This is a genomic window from Microbacterium sp. Ld4 (genome assembly GCF_045066555.1).
Taxonomy (GTDB): Bacteria; Actinomycetota; Actinomycetes; order Actinomycetales; family Microbacteriaceae; genus Microbacterium.
Window position 1 is genome coordinate 18789 of the sequence record NZ_JBISHE010000003.1, and the last position, 25838, is coordinate 44626.

The following is a 25838-nucleotide window of genomic DNA, read 5'->3' on the forward strand; positions in this document are numbered from 1 at the left end:
ATCGCCGCCCCTCCTGTCGGACCGAGAACGGGCGGGTCAGCGGAAGTCCGCAGTGCCCTCGTCGTACTGCTCGCCGAGTGCCGTCGCCGTCGCGGCGGCATCCTGCGCGCCGGTCACGAGGCCCTGCAGCTCCTGGACGAGGACGTCGTAGAAGCCGGGCGCGGGCCAGTCCGGGTAGAACGACAGACCGTCGTCCTCGAGGATCCCGTTGAATGTCTCGATGAGCTCGCTGCTCTTCTCGTCCGTGATGTCGGCGGGGTCCGCGGCGACGGGGACGCCGCCGCTGTTGCCGATGATGGCCTGGATCTCGGGGCGCATCGTGATGTCGATGAACTCGTAGGCGAGGTCGGCGTTCGCGGCGTTGGCCGGGACCACCCAGAGGTTGCCGGAGGATCCGAGCGAGAGAGTCGACTCGGGGAAGGCGCCGAGCGTCCAGTCGAATCCGGTCGCCTCCTCGACGAACCGGCCGTACCACCACGAACCCGACACGAAGATCGGCGAGGTGCCGTTGATGAACGACACTCCGGCATCCTCTGCCTTCACCGAGGAGACGTCCTTCGCGATGTAGCCCTTGTCGACGTAGTCGGCGAGCGTCTCGGTCGCGTAGGTGACCTCCGGTCCGCTCCAGTCGACCGGGTTCTCGTAGAGCTGGTAGTCGTCGACGAAGGAGCGGTCGGCCTGCGAGAGGGCGAGCTGGTACCAGAGCTGGCCGAGCGGGTACTCGGCGCCGGCCTCGGCCAACGGGGTCACGCCCTGAGCGACGAAAGCGTCGAGGACGTCGACGAACTCGTCGTAGGTGGTGGGGACCTCGAGGCCCGCCTCCTCGAATGCGTCGAGGTTGTAGTACACACCCACGAACTCGCCGTAGTTCGGGATGCCGTACCAGGTGTCCCCGCCCATGACGCCCTCGTCGCTGTACTTGGCGGTCGTCTGGAGCGACGGTGCGAGCTTGTCGGCCCAGCCGTGCTCCTCGACGGCGTCCGAGATGTCGGCGATCAGTCCGGTGCTCGCGAGGAATCCGGCGGTCGCGTTGCCCTTGTTGAACTCCATGAGGTCGGGGGCGGCATCCGTGTCGAGCACCTGGCTGGCGGTCTTCTGGATCTGCTCGAACGACTTCTCCTCGAACTCGACTGTGGCGCCCGTCTCCTCTTCGAAGATCGTGATGGCTTCGGCCCAGGCCTTCCCCATCGCGCTGTCGGCTCCCTCGTAGTGCCAGAGTCGGAGCGTCTCGCCGTCGCCACCCGATTCGGGGGACCCTCCTCCCGCGCACCCGCTCAATGCGAGCCCTGCGGCGGAGAGCGAGGCGACTGCGGTCAGAACCGCGGTGCGTCGTGTCATGCGTGCCATCGTCGGCACTCCTTTCTCAGTGACCAGGACGGTCGATTTCTCTTGTGGGCAAATCTGTCGAAGCGCTTCGACGGGCGGCCTGCGAAAGGCCGGATGTGACGGTCATGGCCGTGAACCGACCGATCCGACCGCGCGGTATTCGGGAGCCACCAGGTGGACGACCGGTTCCCGCGCCGGATCATCCAGGCGGGCGAGCGCGAGCTCGACCGCCACGTCGCACGAGGCGGAAGGGACCAGAGGGATGGTGTCGATCGGGATGCCGAGCCGCGACTCGTCGAAGCTCGTGGCGACGGAGATGAGCGACACATCGCGCCCGACGGTCAGGCCCCGGGAGGAGAGGACGGCCAGGACGGCCTCGTGCACGTCCTCGGCGGCGTGGATCAGGATGCCGGTGGCCCCGCCGTCGAGCGCAGCCGCGGCCGCGGCGGTCACCGCTGCCAGGTCTGTCGTCGTCTCGCCGCTGACGGCGAACGTCTGCGTGAGTCCGCGGGCGGCGGCCTGCGCCGCGACACCGGCGCGCAGACGCGGGGGGAAGTTGGAGGTGCGGTAGGTCAACGCCGCCTGCCCGATCACGGCGATCGAGGTGTGTCCGGCGTCGGCGAGGACATCGACGGCGCGCGCGGCGGCACCCTCGAAGTCGAGGTCGACGCAGTCGAGCCCGGCGTGGTCGTCGGGGATGCCGATGAATACTGTGGGAATGCGGATCGACCGCGCGATCTCGACCCGGGCGTCGTCGGGGGCGACATCGAGCACGAGGACGGCGTCGACGAGGTCGCTGGCCGCGACGCGGCGCATCCCCTTCGATGCCTCCTCGTCGGTCAGGAGCAGGATGTCGTAGTCGCGCCGACGGGCCGCGACCGACGCGGCGAGCACGAACGCCATGTGGGTCGGGGCGTGGGTGTCGGCGCGGAGCGGCTCGGTGAGCGCGAAGATCTGGGTGCGGCGTCCCGCGAGCGCCCGGGCGCCGGCGTGCGGCTCGTAGCCGAGCCGGGCTGCGGCGTCCTCCACGCGTTTACGCGTGTCGGGCGAGATCGAGCGCTTGCCGCTCAGGGCGTACGAGACGGTGCTGATGGAGACGCCGGCTGCTGCGGCCACCTCATCGATTCTCGCCATCTCAACCTCATCGTCGGATCGTCTGCGACTCGGCCGTCCGGGTCGAAACCCGTTCTCGAAGCGCTTCGACGCGAGCATAAGCCCGCGCTGTGTCGCCCCGCAAGACTTTTGTCGGAGATGTCAACAAACTGGTGCGCGTTCGTGCCCGGCCGCCTCGCGGATGACCGCCACGCCCCCCGGGGCAAGGGTGACGGTCGCGCCGGCATCGCCTCCGCCGACCAGGTCGACGCCCGTCGCGGGCACCTCGGCCGGGGCGTCCGAGTGGTTGATGAGGAAGAGCCACGATGCGTCGCTGCCGACGCGCCTCACGGCCTCCACGTCGGGGACGACGGGGACGTCGGCGTCGACGCCGGCGTCCGCGACGACCTGGTCCACGACGGCGGCGAAGCCTTCGGCGACGTCCGCCGACACGTACCAGGCGCTGCCCTCGCCGACGGCGCGTCTCGTGATGGCCGCGAGGCCGGTCAGCGGCCCCGACGCGTAGGCATCCTGAATCTCCGCGCTCGCCGGCCGCAGTCGCTCGGCCCAATCCGCCACGACCGCGCCGGACGTGAGCACCACCCGCTCGTCGGCGAGCAGGGGATGGAACTCCTCGCTCACGACCCCGAGCAGGTCACGGAAGGCGCCCGGGTACCCGCCGAGCCGGACGCGGTTCTCGGCGTCGACGATGCCCGACAGGTGCCCGACGACGACGGTCGCCCCTCGCTCCGCGGCCGCGTGCAGCCGAGGGGCGAAGGAGTCGTCCACGGCGTACAGGCCGGGCACGACGATCAGGTCGTACCCGTCGAGCTCGGTGCGAGCGGGCACCACATCGGGCACGAGGCCCCGGGAGGACAGCGCGTCGTGCCATCGACGTCCCGACCTCTCGATCGGGTAGCCGTTCAGGGGCTTCTGTCCCTCTTCCCAGGCCCAGTTGGCGGGGATGTCGGCGACGATCGCGGTGCGGCCCGGCGCCACGAGGCTCCCCGCCGTCTCGCGGATGCGTTCGAGGATGCCGCCCAGCTCGACGACCTCGCGCCACTGCCGGGTGTCCGCTCCGGCATGCGGGACCATCGCGGAGTGGAACTGCTCGGCGCCGGTGGCGGAGGCCCGCCACTGGAAGAAGAGCGCACCGTCGGAGCCGTGGGCGATGTGCTGCAGGCTGTGGCGGATCATCTCGCCGGGAGCCTTCGGCCGGTTCCGCTCCTGCCAGTTCACCGCGCCCGCGGCGTGCTCCATCAGCAGCCAGGGGCGGGTGCGGTCGAGCCCCCGCGCCCTCGAGGCGACGAAGGCGAGTTCGCGCTCCCGATGCGGGTCGGCCGCGTGGGTGTAGTGATCGATCGCGACGACGTCGAGGTCGGGAAGCCAATCGGCATAGTCGGCGACGCTGCCGCCCACCGTGAGCATCAGGTTGGTCGTGATGGGGGCCGTCGCCCCCGCCTCGCGGAGGGCGTCGCGCTCGCGACGGTACTGGTCGCCGAGGGCATCGGAAGAGAACCGGTCGAACGCGAGGAGGAGCGACGGGTTGTGCCCCGCCTCGCTCGCCGACGGCGCGGCGATGTCCTCGAAGTCTCGGTATCGCAGCCCCCAGAATGCCGTCCCCCAGGCGTGGTTCACAGCCTCGATGTCGTCGTACCGCTCACGGACCCATTCGCGGAATGCGGCGCTGGAATGCTCGCAGTAGCAGAGACGGTTGCCGCCGCCGAGTTCGTTGCCGACGTGCCACATCGTCACGGCAGGGTGCCGGCCGTATCGTGCGCCGAGGGCGCGCGCGATGCGCGTCGAGTACTCCTGCCACACCGGCACGCTCGGGCACCAGCCGAGACGTCCGCCGGGGAAGAAGCGGATGCCGCGACGGTCGACGGGGAGGATCTCGGGGTGGCGCTGCTGCAGCCATCGCGGGGGTGCGGCGGTGGGCGTCGCCAGGTCTATGCCGATACCGGCATCCGACAGCATCCCGATGACGCGGTCGAACCACTCCCAGTCCCACACGTCGTCGTCGACCTCGAGGAAGGCCCACGAGAACACCCCCAGGGTGACGGTCGTGACGTGGGCGTCGCGCATGAGCGTGATGTCGTCGCGCCAGACCGACTCGTCCCACTGCTCCGGGTTGTAGTCGCCGCCGAACAGGAGGCGCGCGGTCATGCGGCGCCCGCGCGGTGCACCGCCGAGCCGAGCGGGTGACCGACCGCGAGATCGGCGAGCGCGAGCGCCCCGTCGATCCCGACGCCGGACGGTGTGACGAGCCGGATGCCGCTCGTGCCCTCGTGCACCGCGGCGTCGAAGGCGGCGGCGAGCGCGGGGGAGCCGAAGACGCCGCCGATCGCGCACACCGCGAACTCCTCCTCATCGGTGCGGACCCGTTCGATCGCGGTGCGGGCGCTCCGGGCGAGCTCCCGCGCCGCGCGGGCCGAGATCTCGAGCGCGACGCCATCGCCGGCGGACGCCGCCGCGGCGACCTCGCGCGCGAGTCCGGCGACCACGCGGACCCGATCGTGGTCGGCCTGCAGGGCCATGTAGGCCTGCGACAGATCGGGCCAGCGTGAGAGCGCGGCAGCGGTCAGGGCCGTCGCAGGGCCGCGACCGTCGTACGCGCGCATGACCGCGTCGAGGGCCTCACGGCCGATCCAGTAGCCGCTGCCGGCATCGCCCATGATCCAGCCCCAGCCGTCGACCCGGGCGATCGCGCTGGCCCCGACCGCGAGCGTGACGACGCCCGTGCCGGCCGCGACGACTGCGCCGTGGCGGTCGCCGAGGGCGCCGAGGAACGATGTGGTCGAATCGTGCGCGAGCATCGTCGCCCGCACGCCGCGGTCGTCGACGAGCGAGAGCAGTTCGCCGGCATCCGAGTCTCGATCGGTCAGGCCTGAGATCCCCGCCGTCACGACATCGACCCCGTCGCCGGTGCGCTCGAGGGTGTCGCGGACGACCTGGGCGAGCTGGGGGAGCAGGGGCACGCCGGTGTGGATGCCGTGGAACGACAGGTCCCGGCGGTGACCGCCGGCATCCACTCGCACCTTGATGTCACTCTGGCCGGCATCGATGGCCAGCACGCGGCGCGCGCTCATCGTTCTCCTTCGGTGGCGGCGAGAGTGAGCGCGCGATAGTGCTCGCGCATCAGTGTCCCGGCGGGTTTCCCATAGGGACAGTAGTCGTCCGACGCGGCCGCGTCGGACGCGTCGTAGAGCCGGGCGGGCCAGTCCCAGAGGAAGAAGCCCGACACCCAGTCGCGGCCCGCGCAGGCGTCGAACATGGTCCGGTAGTACTCGAACTGAGCCTCGCCCGACGGTGCTCCGGCGAGCTGCCAGTCGTTCGGCCTCGCGGGCGACCCCTCGCGGGAGGGACAGCCCGCCTCGAGGAAGACGAAGGGCTTGCCCGTCGCGGTGACGACCGCCTCGATGCGGTCGAGGTTCTCCTCCCACCGGTCGATCGGGTAGTACCCGCTCGAGGAGACCACGTCGACGGCGTCCCACCAGGTCACGCGATCTTCCTGGTACTTGTCGCAGTTGTAGGTGACGAGGCCCGAGTAGACCTCGCGCACCTCGCGGATGAGATCACGCCAGTGCGAGTCCTGTCCGTCGGCGCGCACCATCTCGCACCCGACGCAGAGCATCGCGCAGCCCTCGGTCTCCGCGATGCGGGCGGCGTGCAGGATGAAGGCGCGGTACGAGGCGAACCAGTCGGTCCAGCTCGGCTCGCCCGGGACGTCCCAGTCGAAGAAGCCGATGAAGGCGCGCCAGGTGCCATCGGCCACGTTGACGACCGGCTTGAGGCACACCTTCATGCCGCGCTCGTGGGCGGCGCGGATCGCCCAGACGATCTCGTCGTCCGTGACGGTCGGCTCGGCATCGAAGGGGATCTCGGTGGAGAACGCGGTCGCCTGCACGGCGGCGTACGAGAGCGCCGTCCAGGTGACGGCGTGATCGGCCATCGCGTCGAGCGATGCGGATGCCTCCGGGGTCGCCCAGGTGCCGCGCACCCCTGTCCAGCCCCACGTCATGCCGCACACCGGTGCGGCGAATGCCGTCATCGGGTCACCAGCTGGTTCGCCGAGCGCAGCACCCGCGGATCCGAGAGCGCCGCGGCATCGAGCGGCGCTCCCGACGGATGCCGGACGACCACCGTGCGGCTCTCGCCGGGCAGCAGGGTCATCAGGCCCTCCTCCGCATGGGCGTCGGGATGCACCTTGTCGACCAGCAGGGTCACGTCGCGGGCGAGGCCTGCCGCCGTCAGCGTGACCTCGGTGCCGCCTGCGACCGCCCGGACCTCGAGCGTGAGCCCCGGATCGCCGAGCCCACTGTTTCGCGGTTCGGCGAAGTACCAGAGGCCTCGCGTGTCGCCGGCATCGGCGACGAGGACCTCCGTGGCGGGGTCACCGGTGACGGCGACCGATGCGTCGATCTCGACGGCGAGCGAACCGCGCGGCGGTACCGACACCGGGGCGGTCGTCTCGGCGCGGCTCTCGCCGGTGAAGCCGAGTCGGCGCACCCGGAGCGTGGTCTCCCATGCATCCGCGGTGTCGTTTCCCAGCACGGCGACGAGCACGTCACCGCGCGGCTGGATCGTCACGACCCGCGGTGCGAACGCGTTCCGCAGCGCGTGGAAGAGCGGCTTCGGCCGCTCTTCGCCGTCGATCGCCGCCCACGAGGTCACCGGCCAGCAGTCGTTCAGCTGCCAGACGATCGCCCCCATGGTGTGCGGTGCCCACGACCGGAAGTGATCGAGCGCCGCGCCCACCGCGAGCGCCTGGTTGAGCTGCATCGCCCAGTGCCACGTCTCCATGTCCTCGGGCTGACGGAAGTGGGGGAGCAGCCCATTGGACAGCTTGACGTTCCCCTCCATGGCCTTCTGGTGGACGATCATCCCCGGCGACTCGGGAGTCAGCGGGTCGTCGTCGAGCGCGTCGCGGAGGGTCGTCCAGGTGGGCGGCGCCTGCCAGCCGAACTCAGCGACGAACCGCGGCGTGTGGTCGCGGTAGGTCGGCCAGTCGAGCCGGTTCCACTGCTCCCACAGGTGCATGCTGCCGTGCTGCTCGTCGTTGGGGTGTGCGCCGGTCTGCTCACGAGTCCCGGCATCCCACCCCGCGCCAGGGCTGAACGGGCTCCCGGGCGAGTACGGCACGTGCGGGGCCACCTCGGCGACGATCGCCGGCAGCAGGTCGTAGTAGTAGGCGGCGCCCCACGTCTTGCCGTCGAGGCGGAGCTTCCAGCCCCAGTCCTCGTACCCCCACAGGTTCTCGTTGTTGCCGACCAGCTGCGCGAGCGAGGCGTGCGGAGCGAGGCGGACCGTGTTCTCCCTCGCCTCCGCGACGATCTCGGAACGGAGCGGCTCCTCCTCGGGGTACGCCGCGCAGGCGAAGAGGAAGTCCTGCCACACCAGCAGGCCGAGCTCATCGCAGAGGTCGTAGAAATCGTCGCTCTCGTAGATGCCGCCGCCCCAGACCCGGATCAGGTTGAGGTGCGCCGCGCGGGCCTGGCGGAGCCGCCGGCCGTAACGGCCCCGGTCGACGCGCACGGGCAGGGCGTCGTCGGGAATCCAGTTGGCGCCCTTGACGAAGACGGGCTGGTCGTTGACGACCAGGGTGTAGGGCGTGCCCGCCTCATCCGGCTCGGTGTCCCAGTGGAGGGTGCGGAAGCCCACGCGGCTTCCGGTCGCGTGGAGCGCAGCGCCGTCGGCGCCCTCGAGGACGACATCGACGACGTACAGCGGCTGCTCGCCGTAGCCGGCCGGCCACCACCGCTCGACGCTCGTCAGATCGAGCTCGATCCGCTGCTCGTCGCCGGTGACCGGCGCGCCGGCGACCTGCGACGGGTCGATCCCGGGGCCGCTGACGACGAGCCGCGCGCTCAGCGGCGCGGCACCGGCATCCGCTCGTTCGACGCGGAGATCGACACGGACCGTTCCGCCGGCGCCGTCGGGGGTGGCGACGACGCGTGCTTCCGCGATGCGGGCCGTCGACCACGACTCGAGGTGCACGGGCTTCCAGATGCCGCTCGTGTAGGTCGCGATGCCCCAGTCCCAGCCGAAGCTGCACGCGGACTTCCGGATCGCCTCGTAGGGCAGTCCGTACGGGCGGGGACGCACGCCGAGCTCCACGCTGGCCCCGTTCGCGTAGGGGACCGGTGCGCGGAAGGCGACCTCGAGGTCGTTGGACCCCTCCTGGAGCAGGGCGGTGACGTCGAAACGGTAGGAGCGGTGCTGATTGGCGACCTCTCCCACGACCTGGCCGTTCACGCGGATCGTGGCGACCGTGTCGAGACCGTCGAACACGAGGTCCTGGCGGTCGTGGCCGTCCGGGCTCCAGTCGAAGGTGGTCCGGTACGTCCAGTCGACGAGCCCGATCCAGGCCAGGAGGGCCTCGTTCACGCCCTGGTAGGGGTCGGGGATCAGATCCGCATCCAGCAGGTCGACGTGGACGCAGCCGGGCACGGCCGCGGGGATCACGGCCTCGGCTATGTCTGCGGGGGCCGGGCCGGAGGCGGCGCGGACGGTCCACCCCTCGGTCAGGGGGCGGCGGGAGAGGTGGGTCACTTGACTGCTCCTGAGGTGAGGCCCTGGTAGATCCATCGCTGCAGCAGCAGGAAGGCGACCAGCGTCGGGATGATGACGACCAGCGTCCCGGCGGCGATCACCTCCCACTGCGCGCCGAAGGGGCCCTTGAAACGGAAGAGGGAGGTGGAGATCATGCCCTCGGACGGCAGGTAGAGGAACGGCGCGTAGAACTCGTTGTAGACGGCGATCCCCTTGATGATCACGACCGTCGCGATCGCGGGACGCAGCAGCGGCAGCACGACCCGCCAGTAGATGGTCCACCGGTTCGCGCCGTCGATCATGGCCGCCTCGTCCAGCGAGATCGGGATCGACTGCATGAACTGGATGAAGAGGTAGATCGCGATGATGTCCGTGCCCATGAACAGCAGGATCAGCGCGGCCTTCGTGTCGTAGAGGCCGAGGCCGTTCACGAGCTGGAAGGTCGCCACCTGGCTGGTCACGCCCGGGATGAGCGTCGCGAGCAGGAACAGCGCCATGACGATCTTCTTGCCGCGGAACTCGAACCGGTCGAGGGCGTAGGCCGCCATCGTGCCGATCGCGATGGTCCCGACCAGCGAGACCGCCAGGACGATCGAGGTGTTGATGAACCCGTCGAGCATCTTGCCGCTCGTGAAGGCGGTCACGAAGTTGTCGAAATTGAGCCAGTTCGAGGGCGGGTCGAAGGGGCCCGTCGTCGCGTACTCGCTCGAGCTCTTCATGCTCGCGAAGACGAGCACCGACAGGGGGAGGAGGGTCACCACGGCGGCGATGACGAGGCTCGTGTACTTCGCGGTCGTGGCGCTCATGCTGCCGAAGCGCTGGAGCGGCGTGCGGCCGGAGACCCGGCGCGGGTGGCGCGGCGTCGTCGCCGGGCCCGTGGGGGCGAGTGTCGCGGTCATGTCAGGTCGACCTTCTCGTCGGGGAACACGCGCCGCTGGACGAAGGTGACCACCAGCACGATGAGGAGGAGCACGACGGCCATCGCCGAGGCGAGACCGACCTGCCGGAAGGAGAACGCGGTCTGCAGCGTCTGGATGACGAAGGTCGCCGAGCCGTTCGCGCCGCCGGTCATGATGAACGGCACCTCGAACACCGACAGGCTGCCGGCGATGGCGAGGATGAACGACAGTCCGATGATGCGGCGGATGCCGGGGGCGATGATCGACCAGAACTGCTGCCACTTGTTCGCGCCGTCGAGGTCGGCCGCTTCGTAGAGCTCCTTGGGGATCGACTGGATCGCGCCGAGGAAGAGCACGAAGTTGAGGCCGGTGTAGCGCCACACCGAGGTGCCGGCGAGAGACCAGTTGACGACGTCGGGGTCGCCCAGCCACTGCGGCGGGTCGGCGAGGCCGAACCACGACAGGGCGGTGTCGAGCGTGCCGCCGGGCTGGAAGAGGTAGAGGAAGACGAAGCCGATGGCCACGCCGTTGATGAGGTACGGGAAGAAGAGGATGCCGCGGAAGAGCGAGGAGAACCTCGTCGAGAAGCTCAGGAGCGTCGCGAAGTAGAGGGCGATGGCCATCTGCGCGAACGACGCGACGAAGTAGTAGAGGCTCACCCAGAACACGCTGAAGATGCGCGGATCGGTGAACACCTGGACGTAGTTGTCGAGGCCGACGAGGTTCTTCGTCAGGTCGATGCCGTCCCAGTCGGTGACCGAGTAGTAGAACAGGTTGACCGCAGGCCAGTAGGTGAACAGCAGCAGGAGACCGAGGGCTCCCGCGAGGAAGAACCACGGTGTGAGCCGCTGCAGGGTGCGGCGGCCGGCCCCCCGCGCCCCGGAGGCCGGGCGGCCGCCGGCCGCGCGGCGTGAGCCGCGCAGCCGACGGGCCCGGACGGGCGCGGACAGGACCGCTGGGGCATCCGCCGGAGCGGAGCCGGGAGTAGCGATCGCCATCGTCAGCGCCGTCCTCAGCCGAGCTTCTCGACCGATGCGCCCCAGCGCTCGTTCAGGTCGGCGAAGAAGCCCTCTTTGTCGCCGTCGGCGGCGCCGCGAGCGGTGTCGACGAGCTTCTGCCGGTAGATCGGGCCGTAGAGATCGATCTGCGAGTCGTCGGCGATCGAGTTGATGAGACCTTCCTTGCCCGCGGGGGCGGCGTTGATCTCCATCAGTTCGACACCGGCCTCGGTGAACCCGGCGAGGTTGTCGGGGAGCGGCTTGTCGATGACCGGTGAGATCATGCCCTGCGCCTCGGTGTACCCGGAGTCCGCGACGACCCATTCGATCCACGCCTTCGCGGCGGCCTTCGACGTCGAGTGCTTGCTGATCGCGAGGTTGTAGTCGCCGCCGACGACGGCGTACTGCGTCCCGTCGACGTTGGCGGGGAAGGCCATGTATCCGATGTCGTCCGCCGAGCCGCCGTTGTCCTCGGCCGCGGCCTGCATCTGCGAGATGGCCCACGATCCGAGGGTCATCGTCGCGATCTTGCCGGTGGCGAGGTCGACCTTGGACTGCTCCCAGTTGGTGGTGAGCGGGTCGGGCTCGGTCAAGCCGGCGGCGACCGATTCGTACAGCAGCGAGTCGATCGCGTACATGTCGGTGCCCTCGGTCCACGGCGCCTTGTCGCCGGCCATCGTGATCGGCGCGTCGGGGTCGTTGGTGACGACGCCGAGGTTGCCGAAGCTCTGCGTGAGCGGCCAGCCGTCTTTGTAGTTCGTGTAGAGCGGGACGGCGTCGGTTTCGTCGGCGATCGTCTGGAGGGTGTCGAGCCACTCGTCCTCGGTCGTGGGAAGGTCGGTGATCCCGGCCTCCTCGAACACGGCCTTGTTGTAGACGACGCCGTTGGCGTTGCCGCCGAAGGCGATGCCGTACTGGGTGCCCCCGAAGCTCGCCGCGGGCAGGAAGCGGTAGGTGTCCTCGAAGGACGAGGTCTCGCCCATCGGCTCGAGGAACTGCTCGTACTGCTCGGGCTTGATGGCCGGGATGCCGATCACGTCGCCGTAGTTGGTGGTCGACATGCGCGTCAGCATCTCGCCCGCGTAGTCGGTGATGCCCTCGAACGTCACGGTGACGTCGGGGTACTTCTTGTTGAACTCGTCGGCGTACTTCTGGAAGGTGCCGTCTTCGACCAGGTCGGTGCGCCAGGTGACGACCTTGATGTCGCCTGCCACTTCTCCGTCGATGGTGTTCTCGGCGGCGTTGTTCGCGCCACCGCCGGCGCAGCCGGCAAGGGCGATGCCGGCGACGGTCAATACCGCCGCGGCGGTGATGATCCGTGTGCGTGCCATGGGTGCCTCTCCTGTCAGGTTCGTCTTCGAAACCACTCGGGTGCGGGTCGGCGTCTTCGCCGATTGGCCTCACAGTAACCGCGTCACGGGGTGCTCACAAGAGCGCGATGTCAGCGCTGTCTCTCCCTGTCCTGATTCGCAGTTTCCTCATCGATATGTCGCTGATCTGGGTTTTCAGGTCCAACTGCGCTGCATGAGGTGACGGGGATGTCTCTGAAATGTCTATCGTCGTCATTTCCCTATCGCGGTGCTACTGTCGCAGGAGGGAGGGCCGATGACGGTTCAACAGCGCGCCACGCTCGACGATGTCGCTCGACTCGCGGGCGTCAGCTCGAAGACCGTCTCGCGCGTCTTCGCGCAGCGCGAACTGGTCGCTCCTCAGACGGTCGAGCGCGTGCTCGGGGCGGCCAAGCGCCTCAAGTTCCGCCCCAACAGTCTTGCGCAGGGACTGCGTCGCGGCGGAAGCCGGACGGTCGGCTTCATCATCGGCGAGCTGAGCAACCCGTTCTACTACAAGGTCGCGGCGGGCATCGAGAAAGAGCTCTCCGCGCACGGCTTCAGTCTCGTCGTCGCCACGACCGACGACACCGAAGAGGGCGAGGGCCGCGTGGCCGACGCGCTCCTCGCTCAGCGCGTCGGAGCGCTCCTGCTCATCCCGGTCGGAGAAGACCAGTCCTATCTCGAAGGCGAACGTCAGCTCGGCACCCCCGTCATCGCGATCGACCGGCCGGCCCGCAACCTCGTCGCCGATTCGATCGTCCTCGACAATCGCGCCGCCGTCCTCGAGGCGACGCGTCGGCTGATCGGCCGCGGCCACCGGAAGATCGCCTACGTCTGCAATCCCGCGTCCGTGTACACGCAGGCCGAGCGCCTGGCCGGCTACCGGCAGGCGATGGCGGAGATCGGCGTCGACACGGCGCCCTGGGAGATGCTCGGCGACGACCTCACCGTCTCGCCGACGGACCTCGTGAGCGAGTTGTGGCGCGATCGGTCGGCTCCGACCGCGATCATCGCGGGCAACAACCGCGTCACGATCGGCGCGCTCCGGGCGCTTCGCGAACGAGGCGACGGAGGCAGGACGGCACTGATCGGCTTCGATGACTTCGACACCGGTGATGTCCTGGGAGTGTCGGTGATCTCCTACGACCCCCTCGAGCTCGGTCGCCGGGCAGCTGCTCTCGCGATGGAGCGCGTCTCCGATCCGTCGGGGTTCGTGCAGCAGATCACGCTGCCGACCTGGATCATCGAGCGCGGCACGGGTGAGCGCCCGCCCGCGTTCGACTGACTCAGCTGCGCGCGGCCACGAACTCCGCCTGGTTCGCCCACTGGTAGGCCTGCCCACCCTCGTGCTCGTTGAAGGGGAACACCTCGATGGTCTTGTCCGAGCCGGCGTAGGCGTTGAAGGCCGCGAAGACCGTCGACGGCGGGCAGATCGGGTCGAGCAGGGCGACGGAGAAGAGCGATGCCGCGCGGGCCCGTGCGGCGAAGTTCACCCCGTCGAAGTACGAGAGCGTGTCGAAGACCCGCTCCTCCGCGCCGCGGTGCACCGAGAGATACCGCGCGACCTCCTCGTAGGGGTCGCGTCCGGTCATGCCGACGGCGCGTTCGAAATGGCAGAGGAAGGGCACATCCGGCATCGCGGCGATCAGCCCGTCCGAGAGGCCTGCCGCGGCCAGCACGATCCCGCCACCCTGGCTCCCCCCGACCACCGCGACGCGGTCGGCGTCGACCGAGGGAAGGCTGCGGACCGCGTCGATCGCGCGGACGGCATCCGTGTACACCCGCCGGTAGTAGTAGGTCTCGGGGGAATCGATGCCCCGCGTCATGAAGCCGGGAAAGGCCGGTCCCGATCCGTGAGGGTCGGGGGTGTCGCCGCCCGCGCCCCAGGCGCTGCCCTGCCCGCGGGTGTCCATGAGCAGATGCGCATATCCGGATGCCGCCCATCCGAGTCGCTCGGTGGGGAGCCCTCGGCCCCCGCCATAGCCGTTGTACTCCACCACGGCGGGAAGGGCTCCGTCGCGGTGCGCCGGGAGAAGCAGCCACGCCTTGACCGGGTCGCCGCCGTAGCCGGGGAACGTCACGTCGAACGCGTCGATCGTTCGCAGGGGCGTCGCGACCGGGGTCACGATGACGTCGCCACCCGCGCTCCGGGACGACGTCAGCGTCGTGGCCCAGAACTCGCCGAAGTCGGCGGGCTCGCGGACCTCCGGTCGGTAGTCGCGGAGGTCGGCGAGGGGCAGGTCGAAGCGCGGCACGCGCTCACACTACAACGCGGCGCGCCGTGATCCGGTCACCGCGGAGATATCTCGATATCGAGAGAAACGAGGGCTGTGCGATACGCTGAGGACCGATCCGCGACGCCCTTTTATTGGAGACGACACGTGCCCGACTCGACCATCATCTACACGTACACCGACGAGGCGCCGGCGCTGGCGACCGCGTCCTTCCTCCCCATCGTCGAAGGCTTCGCCCGCAAGGCCGGAGTCCACATCGACACGCGCGACATCTCGCTGGGAGGCCGCATCCTCGCCGCGTTCCCCGAGAAGCTGACCCCCGAGCAGCAGGTGGGCGATGCGCTCGCCGAGCTCGGCGGCCTGGCGACGCAGCCCGAGGCCAACATCATCAAGCTGCCGAACATCTCGGCATCCATCCCCCAGCTCAAGGCCGCCATCACCGAGCTGCAGTCGCAGGGCTACGACATCCCCGACTATCCCGATGAGCCGACCGACGCCGCGGCGAAGGACGCCCGCGCCCGGTACGACCGCATCAAGGGTTCCGCGGTCAACCCGGTGCTCCGCGAGGGCAACAGCGATCGCCGCGCCCCCCTGTCGGTGAAGAACTACGCACGCAAGCACCCGCACCGCAATAAGCCCTTCGCCGAGGGATCGAAGACGCGCGTCGCGACGCTCGGCCACGACGACTTCAAGGCGAACGAGACCTCGACGGTCCTCGACGAGGATGACGTCCTCTCGATCCGCTTCACCGCCGAAGACGGCACCGTCACCGATCTCAAGACCGGTCTCGCCGTGCTGGCCGGTGAGGTCGTCGATGCGACCTTCCTCTCGGCGGCGGCGCTCGACGCCTTCCTCGCCGACACCCTCGCTGAGGCGAAGAACGACGACGTCCTCTACTCCGTCCACCTCAAGGCGACGATGATGAAGGTCAGCGACCCGATCATCTTCGGTCACGTCGTGCGGGCGTTCTTCGCCGACGTGTTCGCGCGCTACGGAGACGAGCTGGCCGCGGCCGGTCTGACCGCCAACGACGGCCTCGGCGCGATCCTCGGCGGCCTGGCCGGCGTCTCCCGTGGCGACGAGATCCGTGCGGCGTTCGAGTCGGCGATCGCCGCCGGCCCCCGGCTGTCGTACGTCAACTCCGACAAGGGCATCACGAACCTGCACGTCCCCTCCGACGTCATCGTCGACGCGTCGATGCCGGCGCTGATCCGCAACGGCGGCAAGCTGTGGGGCGTCGACGGGGGAGAGGACGACACCATCGCCGTCATCCCCGACTCGTCCTACGCGGGCGTGTACCAGGCCACGATCGACGACGTCATCGCGCACGGTCCGCTCGACCCCGCGACGATCGGCTCGGTTCCGAACGTGGGCCTCATGGCGCAGGCCGCCGAGGAGTACGGCTCGCACGACAAGACGTTCGAGCTCTCCGCCGCCGGAACCGTGGACGTCGTCACTGCCGCCGGTGACGTGCTGCTCTCGCACACCGTTCAGGCAGGCGACATCTGGCGCGCGACGCAGACGAAGGACGTGGCGATCCGCGACTGGGTGAAGCTCGCCGTTACGCGAGCGCGCGCCACGGGCGTCCCCGCGGTCTTCTGGCTCGACGAGACGCGTGCACACGACGCGAACCTCATCGCGAAGGTGAAGACCTACCTCGCCGACCACGACACCGAGGGGCTCACGATCGAGATCCTCACCCCGGCCGAGGCGACGCGGTACTCGCTCGAGCGCATCCGCCGCGGCGAGGACACCATCTCGGTCACGGGCAACGTCCTGCGCGACTACCTGACCGACCTGTTCCCGATCCTCGAGGTCGGCACGAGCGCCAAGATGCTCTCGATCGTCCCGCTCCTCGCGGGTGGCGGACTCTTCGAGACCGGCGCCGGCGGATCCGCGCCCAAGCATGTCCAGCAGCTGGTCTCCGAGAACTACCTGCGCTGGGACTCACTCGGCGAGTTCTTCGCGCTGGCGGCATCCTTCGAGCACCTGTCGGACTACACCGGCAACGCTCACGCGAAGGTTCTCGCCGACACGCTCGACGCCGCCACCGGGACGTTCCTGGAGGAGGACAAGTCCCCGGGCCGTGCGCTGGGCACGATCGACAACCGTGGCAGCCACTTCTACCTCGCGACCTACTGGGCGCAGGAGCTCGCGGCCCAGACGGTCGACGCCGACCTCGCGGCGGCGTTCGCGCCCGTGGCGGAGGCCCTGACCTCGAACGAGGACGCGATCGTCGCAGAGCTCGTCGCCGTGCAGGGCTCGCCCGCGGAGATCGGCGGTTACTACCGCCCGAACCCCGAGCTGGTGACGGCTGTCATGCGCCCGTCGACGACGCTCAACGGGATCATCGACGGGCTCTGAGCCCGAACGCACGAATGCCCCGGCCGCGTTGCGGTCCGGGGCATTCGTGCGTTCGGGGGTGTCAGGTCAGAAGCGGATCTCGGCGACGACCTCGCCGTACTCCGTCTCGTCGACGGGCGTGAATCCCACCCGACGGAAGAAGGCGTCCGGGCCGTCCTCGCCCGCCTCGTAGATGACCTCGAGTCGGTCGAGGCCGCGGTTGCGGGCTTCCTCCACGAGCTTCTCGACGGCGAAGCGTCCGACGCCGCGGCCCTGGTCGTCGGCGTCGACGTTGATGCGCCACAGAACCGAGCGGAAATGCTCGTGGGGCGCCTCCGGGTCGAAGCCCGCGCTGACGAATCCGACGACTTCGTCGCCGTCGAGGATCACGCGCTGCCACGAGGTGGACGGATCCACGACGGTCGCGGCGATCGCGTAGCTCTCCGGCGCGATGAAGCGCTCCTGGCCGGGCTTGAGCGACAGGGTGTTCACGGCGACGATCGTCGACGCCGACAGTTCTTCCACGCGGAGGTCAGCCATGACCACAGGCTAACGGATGCCGCCTCGCAGCCGCACGGCTGGGTTCAGGAGTGGATCCACACGTCGGCGCCGTTGGGGAGCCAGTCGTAGAGCTTCTTGGCGAGGTTCGGGGGCATGTTCACGCATCCGGCGCTCATCTGGCTGCCGAAGTTGTTGTGCCAGTACGCACCGTGGAACGCCTGGTTGCCGTTGAAGTACATGACCCAGGGCACGTCGGGCTGCGTGTACTTCGAGCCGGTGTCGCGGGACGTGCCGCTCATGTCCTGGAGCGGGGTGCGCCAGCCGATGGAGTAGCGACCGGTGAAGGTGACCGCACCGTCGCGTCCGCTCGAGATGAGCCAGGTGTCGACGACCTTGTCGTTCTCGCGGAGGTAGATGCGCTGCTCGCTCAGGTCGACCTCGGCGAGACGCGTCGTGGCGGCCGTCTTGTGCGCGGTGACATCGACGGGGAGAGCGAAGGACGCGTTGCCGCCCGCGACCTGCGCCGCGTAGTCCTCGCCGAGCCCGGAGGTCTCACCGAGGACGCGCCCGTCCTGGCCGGCCGCGACGGTGACGAGCTCGGTTCCGGCCTGGTTCGTGATGACCTGGGCCGAAACGGGGTCCTGGTCGACCTTCTCCGCGAGTCCGTCGAGCGTCTTCTGGATGCTGGCCGCGTCGGCCGTGACCGCGAATGCGCCGGCGTCGTCGGTGTCGACCGTGACCCACTCCGCGAACTGCTTCGCGGAGACCGGGACCACGCGCTCGTCGCCGACGTAGAAGCCGGCCGCCTTCGCCATCGCGTTGAGGGAATCGGCGGTCGCGGTGGCGAGCTCGGTGGTCGTGGCGGAGGGAACGGCCTGCGGCTCCGCGGCGACGGTCGCGGTCGGTGAACCGTCGGCGAACGCGCTCTGGACGGCGGCGCGGACGGAATCGACATCGATGCCGCTGCCGTCGACCGCGGGAGCGACCTCGTAGCGCGAGCCGTCGAAGGTGACCGACGCCGGGGTGGGGTCGGTGTACGCCTCGGGCAGGGCGTCGCGGAGGGCGGCGGTGGCCTGCGCCGGGTCGAGCGAGACTTCGGCGCCGTCCATCTGTGCGAACCACGAGGTGACGTTCCACGTGGGGCTGGCGGCGAACGCCGCGTCGGCGAGGCTCGCGGCGTCGACCGACGCGCCGAGGTCGGCGGCGCTGACCGTGGGGCCGCCCTCGCCGAGCGACACGGAGATGCTCGACAGCTGCGACGAGATCGAGTCCGCGGCCATTCCGGCAGTCTGGAAGCCGACGGGAACGCCCGCGACGGCGGTGCCGGGGGCGATGAGGACGAGGGAGGCGGCGACCGCGCCGGCTGCGACGACGGCGACCGGGATGCCGATCTTCAGGCCGAGGTGCCGTCGACGAGGCGCCTCTTCAGCCGGTGCCCAGCGGACATCGGGCGATTCCGATGACCCGTCGGCGTCGTTCCGTGTGATGACTTCGGACATCGTTCTCCCCCGAGTTGCGTCCCAACGCTGCCGGGAGATCCCCCTCGCGTACAGGGAAATGGTACGCGACCTGGCCGGGAATGCGGTCAGGGACCGCAGAGCGTGGAGAACTCCGCTCCCGCGGCACCGATGGCATCCGTCACCTGGGTCAGCGTTCCGACGGCTGCGAGGTCACCCTGCGACACGGATTCCACCGCGACGCGGAGATCCTCGAACCCGGTGCCGAGGTCGGTGAGAACCGCGTCGAGGCGACCGTTGTCGATCTCGCTCCCGGCGGTGCGCAGCTGCTCGACGACCGATTCGAGCGCCTGACCTGCGGCAGCGGGGTCGGCCGGGTCGATCTTCTCGAAAGCCCGCATCGCGTCGTCGACCGATGCCGTCGCCGCCGCGCAGGCCTCGCCGAGGGGCTGCGAGCCGGCGACGTCGGAAGCGTCGGGCGATGGAGTGCATCCCGTGAGGAGGGCGACGGCCAGCGCGGCGATCGCGAGAAGACGGAGGTCGCGCACGGTGCTCCTTCTTGAGGACGGACCTCCAGCGTGTCATGCGCACCGCGTGAGAATGTGCTCACTCGCCGGGGGTCCGGCGACGGCGGACGACGCACGGGCATATGGTGTGGCCATGCAGCGCACAACGGTGTGGTCGTGGCTGGTCGGGGGAGTGCTCCTCGTCGGGCAGAGCGCCCTGACGCTCACGGGCGCCCCCGCGGCGGGTCTCGGAGCAGCGGTGTTCACCATGGGCGCATGCGTGGTCTACGCGTTCGGCCTGCGTCCGGACGAGAGCGCGGTGGGGCGGCGTCCCGGCGGGGTCGCGCTCCTTCTCGGACTCGGGGCGCTCGCGTTCCTGCAGGCGATCTGGTGGGTCGGCCCGAGCGGATTCCGGGTGGGCGAGCGCGCTGCGGTGACGGCCTCGCTCGGTAACGTCGCGATCTATCTGCTCGCCATCGCCGCCGCCGTGGCGATCGTCCGCGCCGGGGTGATCCCCGCGCCGTGGAGCTGGGTGCCGCTCGCGGCGGTCGCCTTCGGTCTCGGGCTCGCGGTCTTCTTCGCCGTCGTGGTCCCGGTGCTGGCCCCCGGGTCGCCCGCGGCGGGGACGGCCACTCTCCCCGCCACGGTGCCCGCAGTGGTCGGGATCGTCTCGATCGTGCTCGCCGTGACGACGCAGCCGGCGACGCCGCGGCCGCGCGTGTCGAGCGCCGCCGCGGTCCGTCACGGCTGAGGGTCGAACACCTTCCCCGGGTTGAGGATCCCGGTCGGGTCGAAGACGGCCTTGATGCCGCGCTGCAGGTCCCACTGGTCGGCGCCGAGCTCGTCGGCCAGCCACCGGCGCTTGAGCACACCGACGCCGTGCTCGCCGGTGAGGGTGCCGCCCAGGCGGATCGCCGACCGGAACAGGTCGTCGGCGGCCTGCCAGATCACCGCCGGCACCTCGTCGCCGTCGAAGATGAAATTCGGATGCAGATTGCCGTCGCCCGCGTGACAGACCACCGGGATGGTCAGACCGTAGGTCCGCTCGATGCGCTCGATCTCATCGAACATCGCGGGAAGAGCGCTACGCGGAACCGAGACGTCCTCGATGAGCGCCGTTCCGAGCGATTCCATCGCAGGATGCATCGCCCGGCGCACCCGCCAGAGCTGTGCCGCCTCGGCGTCATCCGCCGCGAGCCGGACGTACCCTCCCGCGCCCGCCAGCACATCGGCGATCGCCTGCTGCTCCAGCGCGGCGCCCGTGCCGTCGGTCTGCACCGTGAGCTGCGCAGCGGCCGGCCCCGGGTCGGGGAGCCCCAACAGGGCATGGACTGCCCGGAGGCTCGTCGCGTCCATGAGCTCCATGATCGACGGCTGCCACCCGGCCGCCGTCACCGCGGCGGCGCCCGCAGCGGCATCCCGGATGCTCGAGAAGGTCGCCGTCAGGGTGCGCGTCTCACCGGGGATGAGCCGCCGCAGCTTGAGGGTGGCGCCCACGACGACCCCGAGCGTTCCCTCGGAGCCGATCATGAGCGCGGTCAGGTCGTACCCGGTCACACCCTTCACGCTTCGGTGTCCGACGGAGATCAGCCGCCCGTCGGCGAGCACGACGTCGAGCCCGAGCACTGCGTCGCGCACGACGCCGTACTTCGCGCAGAGCAGGCCGCCCGCACCGGTGGCGATGTTGCCGCCGACGGTCGAGATGTCACGGCTCGCGGGGTCGGGAGCCCACCACAGCCCGTGGTCGGCGAGTCGGGAGTTGAGGTCCGCGTTCAGGATGCCGGGCTCGACGACGGCGAGCAGATCGTCGCTGCGCACCTCGAGGAGGCGATCCATCGCGCGGAGCGAGAGCGAGATCTCGCCGTCCCCGGTTCCCGCGCCGCCCGCGAGTCCCGTGCCTGCTCCCCGCACGACGACCGGGGTGCCGGTGTCGTGCGCGATCCGCATCGTCTCCTGCACATCGGCGACCGACCGGGCACGGACGACGGCGATCGGCGTCCCTGCGGCCCGGTGTCCCGACTTGTCGGCGCGAGCCTCGGCGAGCGACGGCGCGCTGGTGTCCACTCTCTCGCCGAGCGCGGCGACGAGCCGGGCGAGGACCGACGTCACAGCCGCTTGCGTCCCGCGAGAACGCCGATGACCACGGCGACCACGCCGAAACCGAGGCCGATCCAGGCCTGGCCGGCGCTCCACCAGATGATGGTCGCGGACACGAAGATCAGAAGCTCGATGAGGCCCCGGGCGAAGGGGTGCACGGGGAACACGGCGCGCGGCGACACGAACAGGCCCCACAGGACGAGCGTGACGAGCGGGGCGCCGATGCCGATGACGATGTTCCACGGGAGATCCCACGCGGTGAAACCCCAGACCGCCAGCGTGCCCACGGCGACGAGGGTGCACAGGAAGCTCAGGATGTCGAGCGCCGACAGTGGAGCGCGGACACCGGCGGGGATGCCCGGTTCGGCGGGCGTCGCGGGGCGCACGGTGGGGAGGTCGGACATGCCCCGATTCTACGCGGCACGCTCCCGCCGGCCGCCGCGCAGCGCGGGCTCCCTGCGCGAGGAATCCGGGTCAGACCCGGCCCACCATGACGCGGCGGACGTGGAGCGCCTCGTCGAGGAGCACCGCGTCGGCGGTCGACCCCACCGCGAGCGAGCCGAGCTCCGGGCGGCCGATCGCCCGCGCGGGCGTGCGCGTGAGAGAGGTGATGGCCTCGCCGAGCGGCACGCCGGCCGCCACGGCTGTCCGCAGCGCGGCATCCTGTGTGAGGGTCGATCCCGCGAGCACTCCGTCGGCCGCCCGTGCGACCCCGCCCGCCACGCGCACCGCTCGCCCGCCGAGCAGATGGTCGCCGTCGCCGTGACCAGCTGCCGCCATCGCGTCGGTGATCAGCGCCACGCGGCCCGGGGCGAGGCGGAAGGCCAACCGCACGATGTCGGGATCGAGATGGATGCCGTCGGCGATCAGCTCCCAGGTGACCCGCCCATCGGCGCTCGCCGCCCCGAGCGGCCCGGGAGCGCGGTGGTGCAGCCCGGGCATGGCATTGAAGGCGTGCGTGAGGATCGTCGCCCCCGCGTCGAAAGCGGCTCGCGTCGCCGCGGCGCCCGCACCGGTGTGGCCGACCGCGACCGTCACGCCGCGCTCGACCGCGTGGCGGATCGCATCCAGTGCGCCGGGGAGTTCGGGTGCCAGGGTGAGCTGCGCGACGGTCCCGCGCCCGGCATCCAGGAGCAGGTCGATCGCCGCGGCGTCGGGGTGGCGCAACAGATCGCTGCGGTGCGCGCCGCGGTGGGCCGGTTCGAGGAAGGGGCCCTCGAGGTGCGATCCCAGCACGGTCGGATCGCCGGCGACCGCGTCGGCGACCGCCGCGACGCGCTCGGCGAGTCGATCGAGCGGCGCCGTCACCAGTGAGAGCACTGCGCGCGTCGTGCCGTGGGCCAGATGTGCGCGGCGCGCCGTGACGATCGCCGCAAGACCGTCGTCGTACGAGGCGCCGCCGCCGCCGTGACCGTGGATGTCGATGAAGCCGGGCGCGAGCACCGCGCCCGGGCCGGCGACAGCCGCGGCGTCGATCGGTTGCGCTCCGGCATCCGCTCGCCAGGTGTCGCCGGTGCCGGATGCCGAGACCCGGCCGTCGTCGATCCGCACCCATGCGTCAGCCGTGTCGTTCCCGTCGGCGACGAGCCGCGCGGAGTGGATGACGGTGCCGTGCGGGGGCTCGAGGGGGCGGGTGAGGGGCATCGGGACCGCCGATCTGTCGGGGCTCGGGCGACGGGGATCGCGCCAGCGTAGCAACGCGGCATCCGATATGATCGGAGAGTCGCGACTGGCGTTGAGGTGGGCCACCACCGGGGAGCGATTGACACGGCATTCGACCGCGCGCCTGGGCCGATGCGAGATTCTCGTCCCGAAAGCCGTCGTCAGGAGATCGCTATGACCGATTCACTCTTCACCGCCCCGCTCGCCGAGGTCGACCCCGAGATCGCGGAGGTCCTGGAGCGCGAGCTCAACCGCCAGCGCGGATACCTCGAGATGATCGCCTCCGAGAACTTCGTCCCCGTCTCGATCCTGCAGTCGCAGGGGTCCGTGCTGACGAACAAGTACGCCGAGGGCTATCCCGGGCGCCGCTACTACGGCGGCTGCGAAGAGGTCGACGTCGCCGAGGAGCTCGCGATCTCTCGCGCCAAGTCCCTCTTCGGCGCCGAGTACGCCAACGTGCAGCCCCACTCGGGTGCATCGGCCAACGCCGCCGTCCTGCACGCGATCGCCCGCCCCGGCGACACTCTGCTCGGGCTGTCCCTCGACCACGGCGGTCACCTGACGCACGGCATGAAGATCAACTTCTCCGGCCGCCTCTACAACATCGTCGCCTACGGCGTCGATGCCGAGACGTCCCTCGTCGACATGGACGAGGTCCGCCGTCTCGCGCTCGAGCACAAGCCGAAGGTCATCATCGCCGGCTGGTCGGCGTACCCCCGTCAGCTCGACTTCGCCGCGTTCCGTGCGATCGCCGACGAGGTGGGCGCCCTCCTGTGGGTCGACATGGCGCACTTCGCGGGCCTTGTCGCCGCGGGCCTGCACCCGTCCCCGGTGCCGCACGCGCACGTCGTTTCCTCGACCGTGCACAAGACGATCGGCGGCCCGCGCTCGGGCTTCATTCTGAGCAACGACCCCGACATCGCGAAGAAGATCAACTCCGCCGTGTTCCCGGGTCAGCAGGGCGGCCCGCTCATGCACGTGATCGCGGCGAAGGCGACGGCGTTCAAGCTCGCGGCATCCGACGCCTTCAAGGAGCGTCAGCAGCGCACGATCAGCGGCGCGCAGATCCTCGCCGAGCGTCTGTCGCGGCAGGATGTGACGGATGCCGGTATCTCCGTCCGCTCGGGCGGCACCGACGTGCACCTCGTGCTCGTCGACCTCCGGGAGGCCGCGATCGACGGCAAGCAGGCCGAAGACCTCCTCCATGAGATCCGCATCACGGTCAACCGCAACGCGGTGCCGAACGACCCGCGCCCCCCGATGGTCACATCGGGGCTCCGCATCGGCACGCCCGCGCTCGCCACACGCGGGTTCGGCGATGCCGAGTTCACCGAGGTCGCCGACGTCATCGCGCTCGCGCTGCAGCCCGGAGCCGACCTGGAGGGCCTCCGTGCCCGGGTCGCCGCGCTCGCAGAGCGCTTCCCGCTGTACCCCGGTCTCCAGCAGTAATCGGCCCCCGACCACGGGTGGCCTCTCGGCTGCCCGTGGTCGCTCCCGGCGCGCTATCCGCGATCGACGAAGAGGAACGACATGACCGCGAAGATTCTCGACGGCAAGGCGGCATCGGCTGCGATCAAGACCGAGTTGGCCGAGCGGGTGGCAGCCCTCGCGGCGAAGGGCATCACCCCGGGCATCGCCACGGTGCTCGTGGGTGCCGATCCGGCATCCGAGCTCTATGTGGGGATGAAGCACCGGCAGTCCGAGGCGATCGGGATGAACTCGATCCAGCGGTCCCTTCCCGCGGATGCCTCGCAGGAGGAGGTCGAGGCGCTCATCGACGAGCTCAACGCCGACCCGACCTGCCACGGCTACATCGTGCAGTTGCCGCTCCCGAAGCACCTCGACACCGACCGGATCCTCGAGCGGATCGACCCGGACAAGGACGCCGACGGCCTCCACCCGACCAATCTCGGGCGACTGGTCCTGAACGTGAACACGCCGATCACGTCGCCGCTGCCGTGCACGCCGCGTGGAGTGATCGAGCTGCTTCTCCGAAACGGGTACGACCTGAACGGCGCGCATGTCGTCGTCGTCGGGCGCGGCGTCACGATCGGGCGCTCAATCGGGCTGCTGCTGACCCGTCGCGAGTACAACGCCACCGTCACCCTGACCCACACGGGGACCACCGACCTCGGTGCGCACCTGCGCCAGGCCGACGTCATCGTGGCAGCAGCAGGGGTCAAGCACATCGTCCGACCCGAGCACGTGAAGCCCGGTGCAGCGGTTCTCGATGTCGGTGTCACCCGCGAGGACGACCCGGCGACAGGCAAGAGCCGTGTCTACGGTGACGTGCACCCCGACGTGGCGTCGGTCGCCGGCTTCGTCTCTCCGAATCCCGGGGGAGTGGGACCCATGACGGTCGCCCTTCTGATGACGAACGTCATCGAAGCGGCCGAACGTCTCGCATCCGCGTGATTACGCGGTTCTCCGGCGCGACACGCCCGCGCGTCGCGCCGGATTTGCCCGTCTCCCCGGTCTGACGTAGATTCTTTCTTGTTCGCCCCACAGGGTAGAGCGAGAGGCCGAGAGGCCCGCCGCCCTCATGCTGGTGAACACCTCCACTACTGAGAAGAAACAGCCTTACGGCTGGGTCTGACCTCGTGTCTAGGTGATGGAGCAGGATGCCGTCCGAAACGGTCATTCGATGCGAAGATCCGGCTTCCGGGTCACGGCGTGTCGGATTTGACAAATTCGAGACACAGCCTACGATAGAGAAGTTGCCCCGCAGCGAAGCCCGAGAGGGTGGTGGTGGGAGTATCCGATCCTTGAGAACTCAACAGCGTGCACTTGTCAAATGCCAAATAACCTCGCCTCGGCTTTTTGCTGGGGATGAGATTCCT

Annotated in this window: 21 protein-coding genes and 1 riboswitch; of the genes, 5 read left to right on the top strand and 16 right to left on the bottom strand. The window is 69.9% G+C overall.

Annotated elements, in window-relative coordinates:
• Nucleotides 1–36: 36 nt before the first annotated feature.
• From ACJJV7_RS01120 to ACJJV7_RS01160, 9 genes are all read right to left on the bottom strand, one after another.
• Nucleotides 37–1347, bottom strand: a complete 1311-nt coding sequence (locus ACJJV7_RS01120) for an ABC transporter substrate-binding protein (RefSeq protein WP_405373062.1) — start codon at nucleotides 1345–1347, stop codon at nucleotides 37–39.
• Nucleotides 1348–1449: 102 nt separating this feature from the next.
• A complete protein-coding gene (locus ACJJV7_RS01125; RefSeq protein ID WP_405373063.1) occupies nucleotides 1450–2460 on the bottom strand; it encodes a LacI family DNA-binding transcriptional regulator in 1011 nt (336 codons plus the stop codon).
• Between the two features lie 120 nt (nucleotides 2461–2580).
• Nucleotides 2581–4584, bottom strand: a complete 2004-nt coding sequence (locus ACJJV7_RS01130) for a beta-galactosidase (RefSeq protein ID WP_405373064.1) — start codon at nucleotides 4582–4584, stop codon at nucleotides 2581–2583.
• Nucleotides 4581–5507, bottom strand: a complete 927-nt coding sequence (locus tag ACJJV7_RS01135) for an N-acetylglucosamine kinase (protein WP_405373065.1) — start codon at nucleotides 5505–5507, stop codon at nucleotides 4581–4583. The genes ACJJV7_RS01130 and ACJJV7_RS01135 overlap by 4 nt, the downstream gene beginning before the upstream one ends.
• A complete protein-coding gene (locus ACJJV7_RS01140; protein ID WP_405373066.1) occupies nucleotides 5504–6469 on the bottom strand; it encodes a glycoside hydrolase family 113 in 966 nt (321 codons plus the stop codon). Before ACJJV7_RS01140 ends, ACJJV7_RS01135 begins: the two co-directional genes overlap by 4 nt.
• Nucleotides 6466–8970 (bottom strand): glycosyl hydrolase 2 galactose-binding domain-containing protein, encoded by a 2505-nt coding sequence (locus ACJJV7_RS01145; protein ID WP_405373067.1) that lies wholly within the window; start codon nucleotides 8968–8970, stop codon nucleotides 6466–6468. Before ACJJV7_RS01145 ends, ACJJV7_RS01140 begins: the two co-directional genes overlap by 4 nt.
• Nucleotides 8967–9869 (bottom strand): carbohydrate ABC transporter permease, encoded by a 903-nt coding sequence (locus ACJJV7_RS01150; protein WP_405373068.1) that lies wholly within the window; start codon nucleotides 9867–9869, stop codon nucleotides 8967–8969. Before ACJJV7_RS01150 ends, ACJJV7_RS01145 begins: the two co-directional genes overlap by 4 nt.
• Nucleotides 9866–10867, bottom strand: coding sequence for a carbohydrate ABC transporter permease (locus ACJJV7_RS01155; RefSeq protein ID WP_405373069.1), 1002 nt, complete (start codon nucleotides 10865–10867; stop codon nucleotides 9866–9868). Before ACJJV7_RS01155 ends, ACJJV7_RS01150 begins: the two co-directional genes overlap by 4 nt.
• Nucleotides 10868–10881: 14 nt before the next feature.
• Nucleotides 10882–12198: an ABC transporter substrate-binding protein gene (locus ACJJV7_RS01160; RefSeq protein ID WP_405373070.1), complete on the bottom strand. Its 1317-nt coding sequence runs from the start codon at nucleotides 12196–12198 to the stop codon at nucleotides 10882–10884.
• A 274-nt stretch (nucleotides 12199–12472) separates the two neighbouring features.
• On the opposite strand from ACJJV7_RS01160, the gene ACJJV7_RS01165 reads away from it, so the two are divergent.
• Nucleotides 12473–13483: a LacI family DNA-binding transcriptional regulator gene (locus ACJJV7_RS01165; RefSeq protein ID WP_405373071.1), complete on the top strand. Its 1011-nt coding sequence runs from the start codon at nucleotides 12473–12475 to the stop codon at nucleotides 13481–13483.
• A 1-nt stretch (nucleotide 13484) separates the two neighbouring features.
• On the opposite strand, the gene ACJJV7_RS01170 is transcribed toward ACJJV7_RS01165, so the two are convergent.
• Complete coding sequence (locus tag ACJJV7_RS01170; protein WP_405373072.1) at nucleotides 13485–14453, bottom strand: acetylxylan esterase; 969 nt, start codon at nucleotides 14451–14453, stop codon at nucleotides 13485–13487.
• Nucleotides 14454–14579: 126 nt separating this feature from the next.
• Between ACJJV7_RS01170 and ACJJV7_RS01175 the strand changes: the two genes are divergently transcribed.
• Nucleotides 14580–16796 (top strand): NADP-dependent isocitrate dehydrogenase, encoded by a 2217-nt coding sequence (locus ACJJV7_RS01175; protein WP_405373073.1) that lies wholly within the window; start codon nucleotides 14580–14582, stop codon nucleotides 16794–16796.
• A gap of 66 nt (nucleotides 16797–16862) precedes the next feature.
• Here ACJJV7_RS01175 and ACJJV7_RS01180 read toward each other — a convergent pair whose 3' ends face one another.
• The 3 genes from ACJJV7_RS01180 to ACJJV7_RS01190 all read right to left on the bottom strand — a co-directional run bounded on the left by ACJJV7_RS01180 (nucleotide 16863) and on the right by ACJJV7_RS01190 (nucleotide 19281).
• Nucleotides 16863–17315, bottom strand: coding sequence for a GNAT family N-acetyltransferase (locus ACJJV7_RS01180; RefSeq protein WP_405373074.1), 453 nt, complete (start codon nucleotides 17313–17315; stop codon nucleotides 16863–16865).
• Between the two features lie 44 nt (nucleotides 17316–17359).
• The gene (locus ACJJV7_RS01185; protein ID WP_405373075.1) at nucleotides 17360–18775 is read right to left on the bottom strand and encodes a L,D-transpeptidase family protein; all 1416 of its coding nucleotides are present in this window, start codon (nucleotides 18773–18775) and stop codon (nucleotides 17360–17362) included.
• A gap of 86 nt (nucleotides 18776–18861) precedes the next feature.
• Nucleotides 18862–19281 carry a hypothetical protein gene (locus ACJJV7_RS01190; RefSeq protein WP_405373076.1) on the bottom strand — a complete coding sequence of 140 codons (420 nt, stop codon included), beginning with the start codon at nucleotides 19279–19281 and terminating at the stop codon, nucleotides 18862–18864.
• A 112-nt stretch (nucleotides 19282–19393) separates the two neighbouring features.
• Here ACJJV7_RS01190 and ACJJV7_RS01195 point away from each other — a divergent pair, with 112 nt between their 5' ends.
• Entirely contained in the window at nucleotides 19394–19990 is a 597-nt protein-coding gene (locus ACJJV7_RS01195; RefSeq protein ID WP_405373077.1) for a hypothetical protein, read from the top strand.
• Here ACJJV7_RS01195 and ACJJV7_RS01200 read toward each other — a convergent pair.
• From ACJJV7_RS01200 to nagA, 3 genes are all read right to left on the bottom strand, one after another.
• On the bottom strand, nucleotides 19981–21348 hold the full coding sequence (locus tag ACJJV7_RS01200) for an FAD-binding oxidoreductase (protein WP_405373078.1): 1368 nt from the start codon (nucleotides 21346–21348) through the stop codon (nucleotides 19981–19983). The genes ACJJV7_RS01195 and ACJJV7_RS01200 overlap by 10 nt on opposite strands.
• Nucleotides 21345–21740, bottom strand: coding sequence for a YrdB family protein (locus ACJJV7_RS01205; protein WP_405373079.1), 396 nt, complete (start codon nucleotides 21738–21740; stop codon nucleotides 21345–21347). The genes ACJJV7_RS01200 and ACJJV7_RS01205 overlap by 4 nt, the downstream gene beginning before the upstream one ends.
• Before the next feature lie 70 nt (nucleotides 21741–21810).
• Entirely contained in the window at nucleotides 21811–22980 is a 1170-nt protein-coding gene (gene nagA / locus ACJJV7_RS01210; protein WP_405373080.1) for an N-acetylglucosamine-6-phosphate deacetylase, read from the bottom strand.
• A 71-nt stretch (nucleotides 22981–23051) separates the two neighbouring features.
• A riboswitch (ZMP/ZTP riboswitch) is annotated at nucleotides 23052–23135 on the top strand.
• A 37-nt stretch (nucleotides 23136–23172) separates the two neighbouring features.
• Between nagA and glyA the strand changes: the two genes are divergently transcribed.
• Together glyA and ACJJV7_RS01220 are read left to right on the top strand one after the other, a co-directional pair.
• Nucleotides 23173–24447, top strand: coding sequence for a serine hydroxymethyltransferase (gene glyA, locus ACJJV7_RS01215; protein ID WP_405373081.1), 1275 nt, complete (start codon nucleotides 23173–23175; stop codon nucleotides 24445–24447).
• A gap of 81 nt (nucleotides 24448–24528) precedes the next feature.
• Nucleotides 24529–25413: a bifunctional methylenetetrahydrofolate dehydrogenase/methenyltetrahydrofolate cyclohydrolase gene (locus tag ACJJV7_RS01220; RefSeq protein WP_405373082.1), complete on the top strand. Its 885-nt coding sequence runs from the start codon at nucleotides 24529–24531 to the stop codon at nucleotides 25411–25413.
• The last annotated feature ends 425 nt before the right edge of the window (nucleotides 25414–25838 follow it).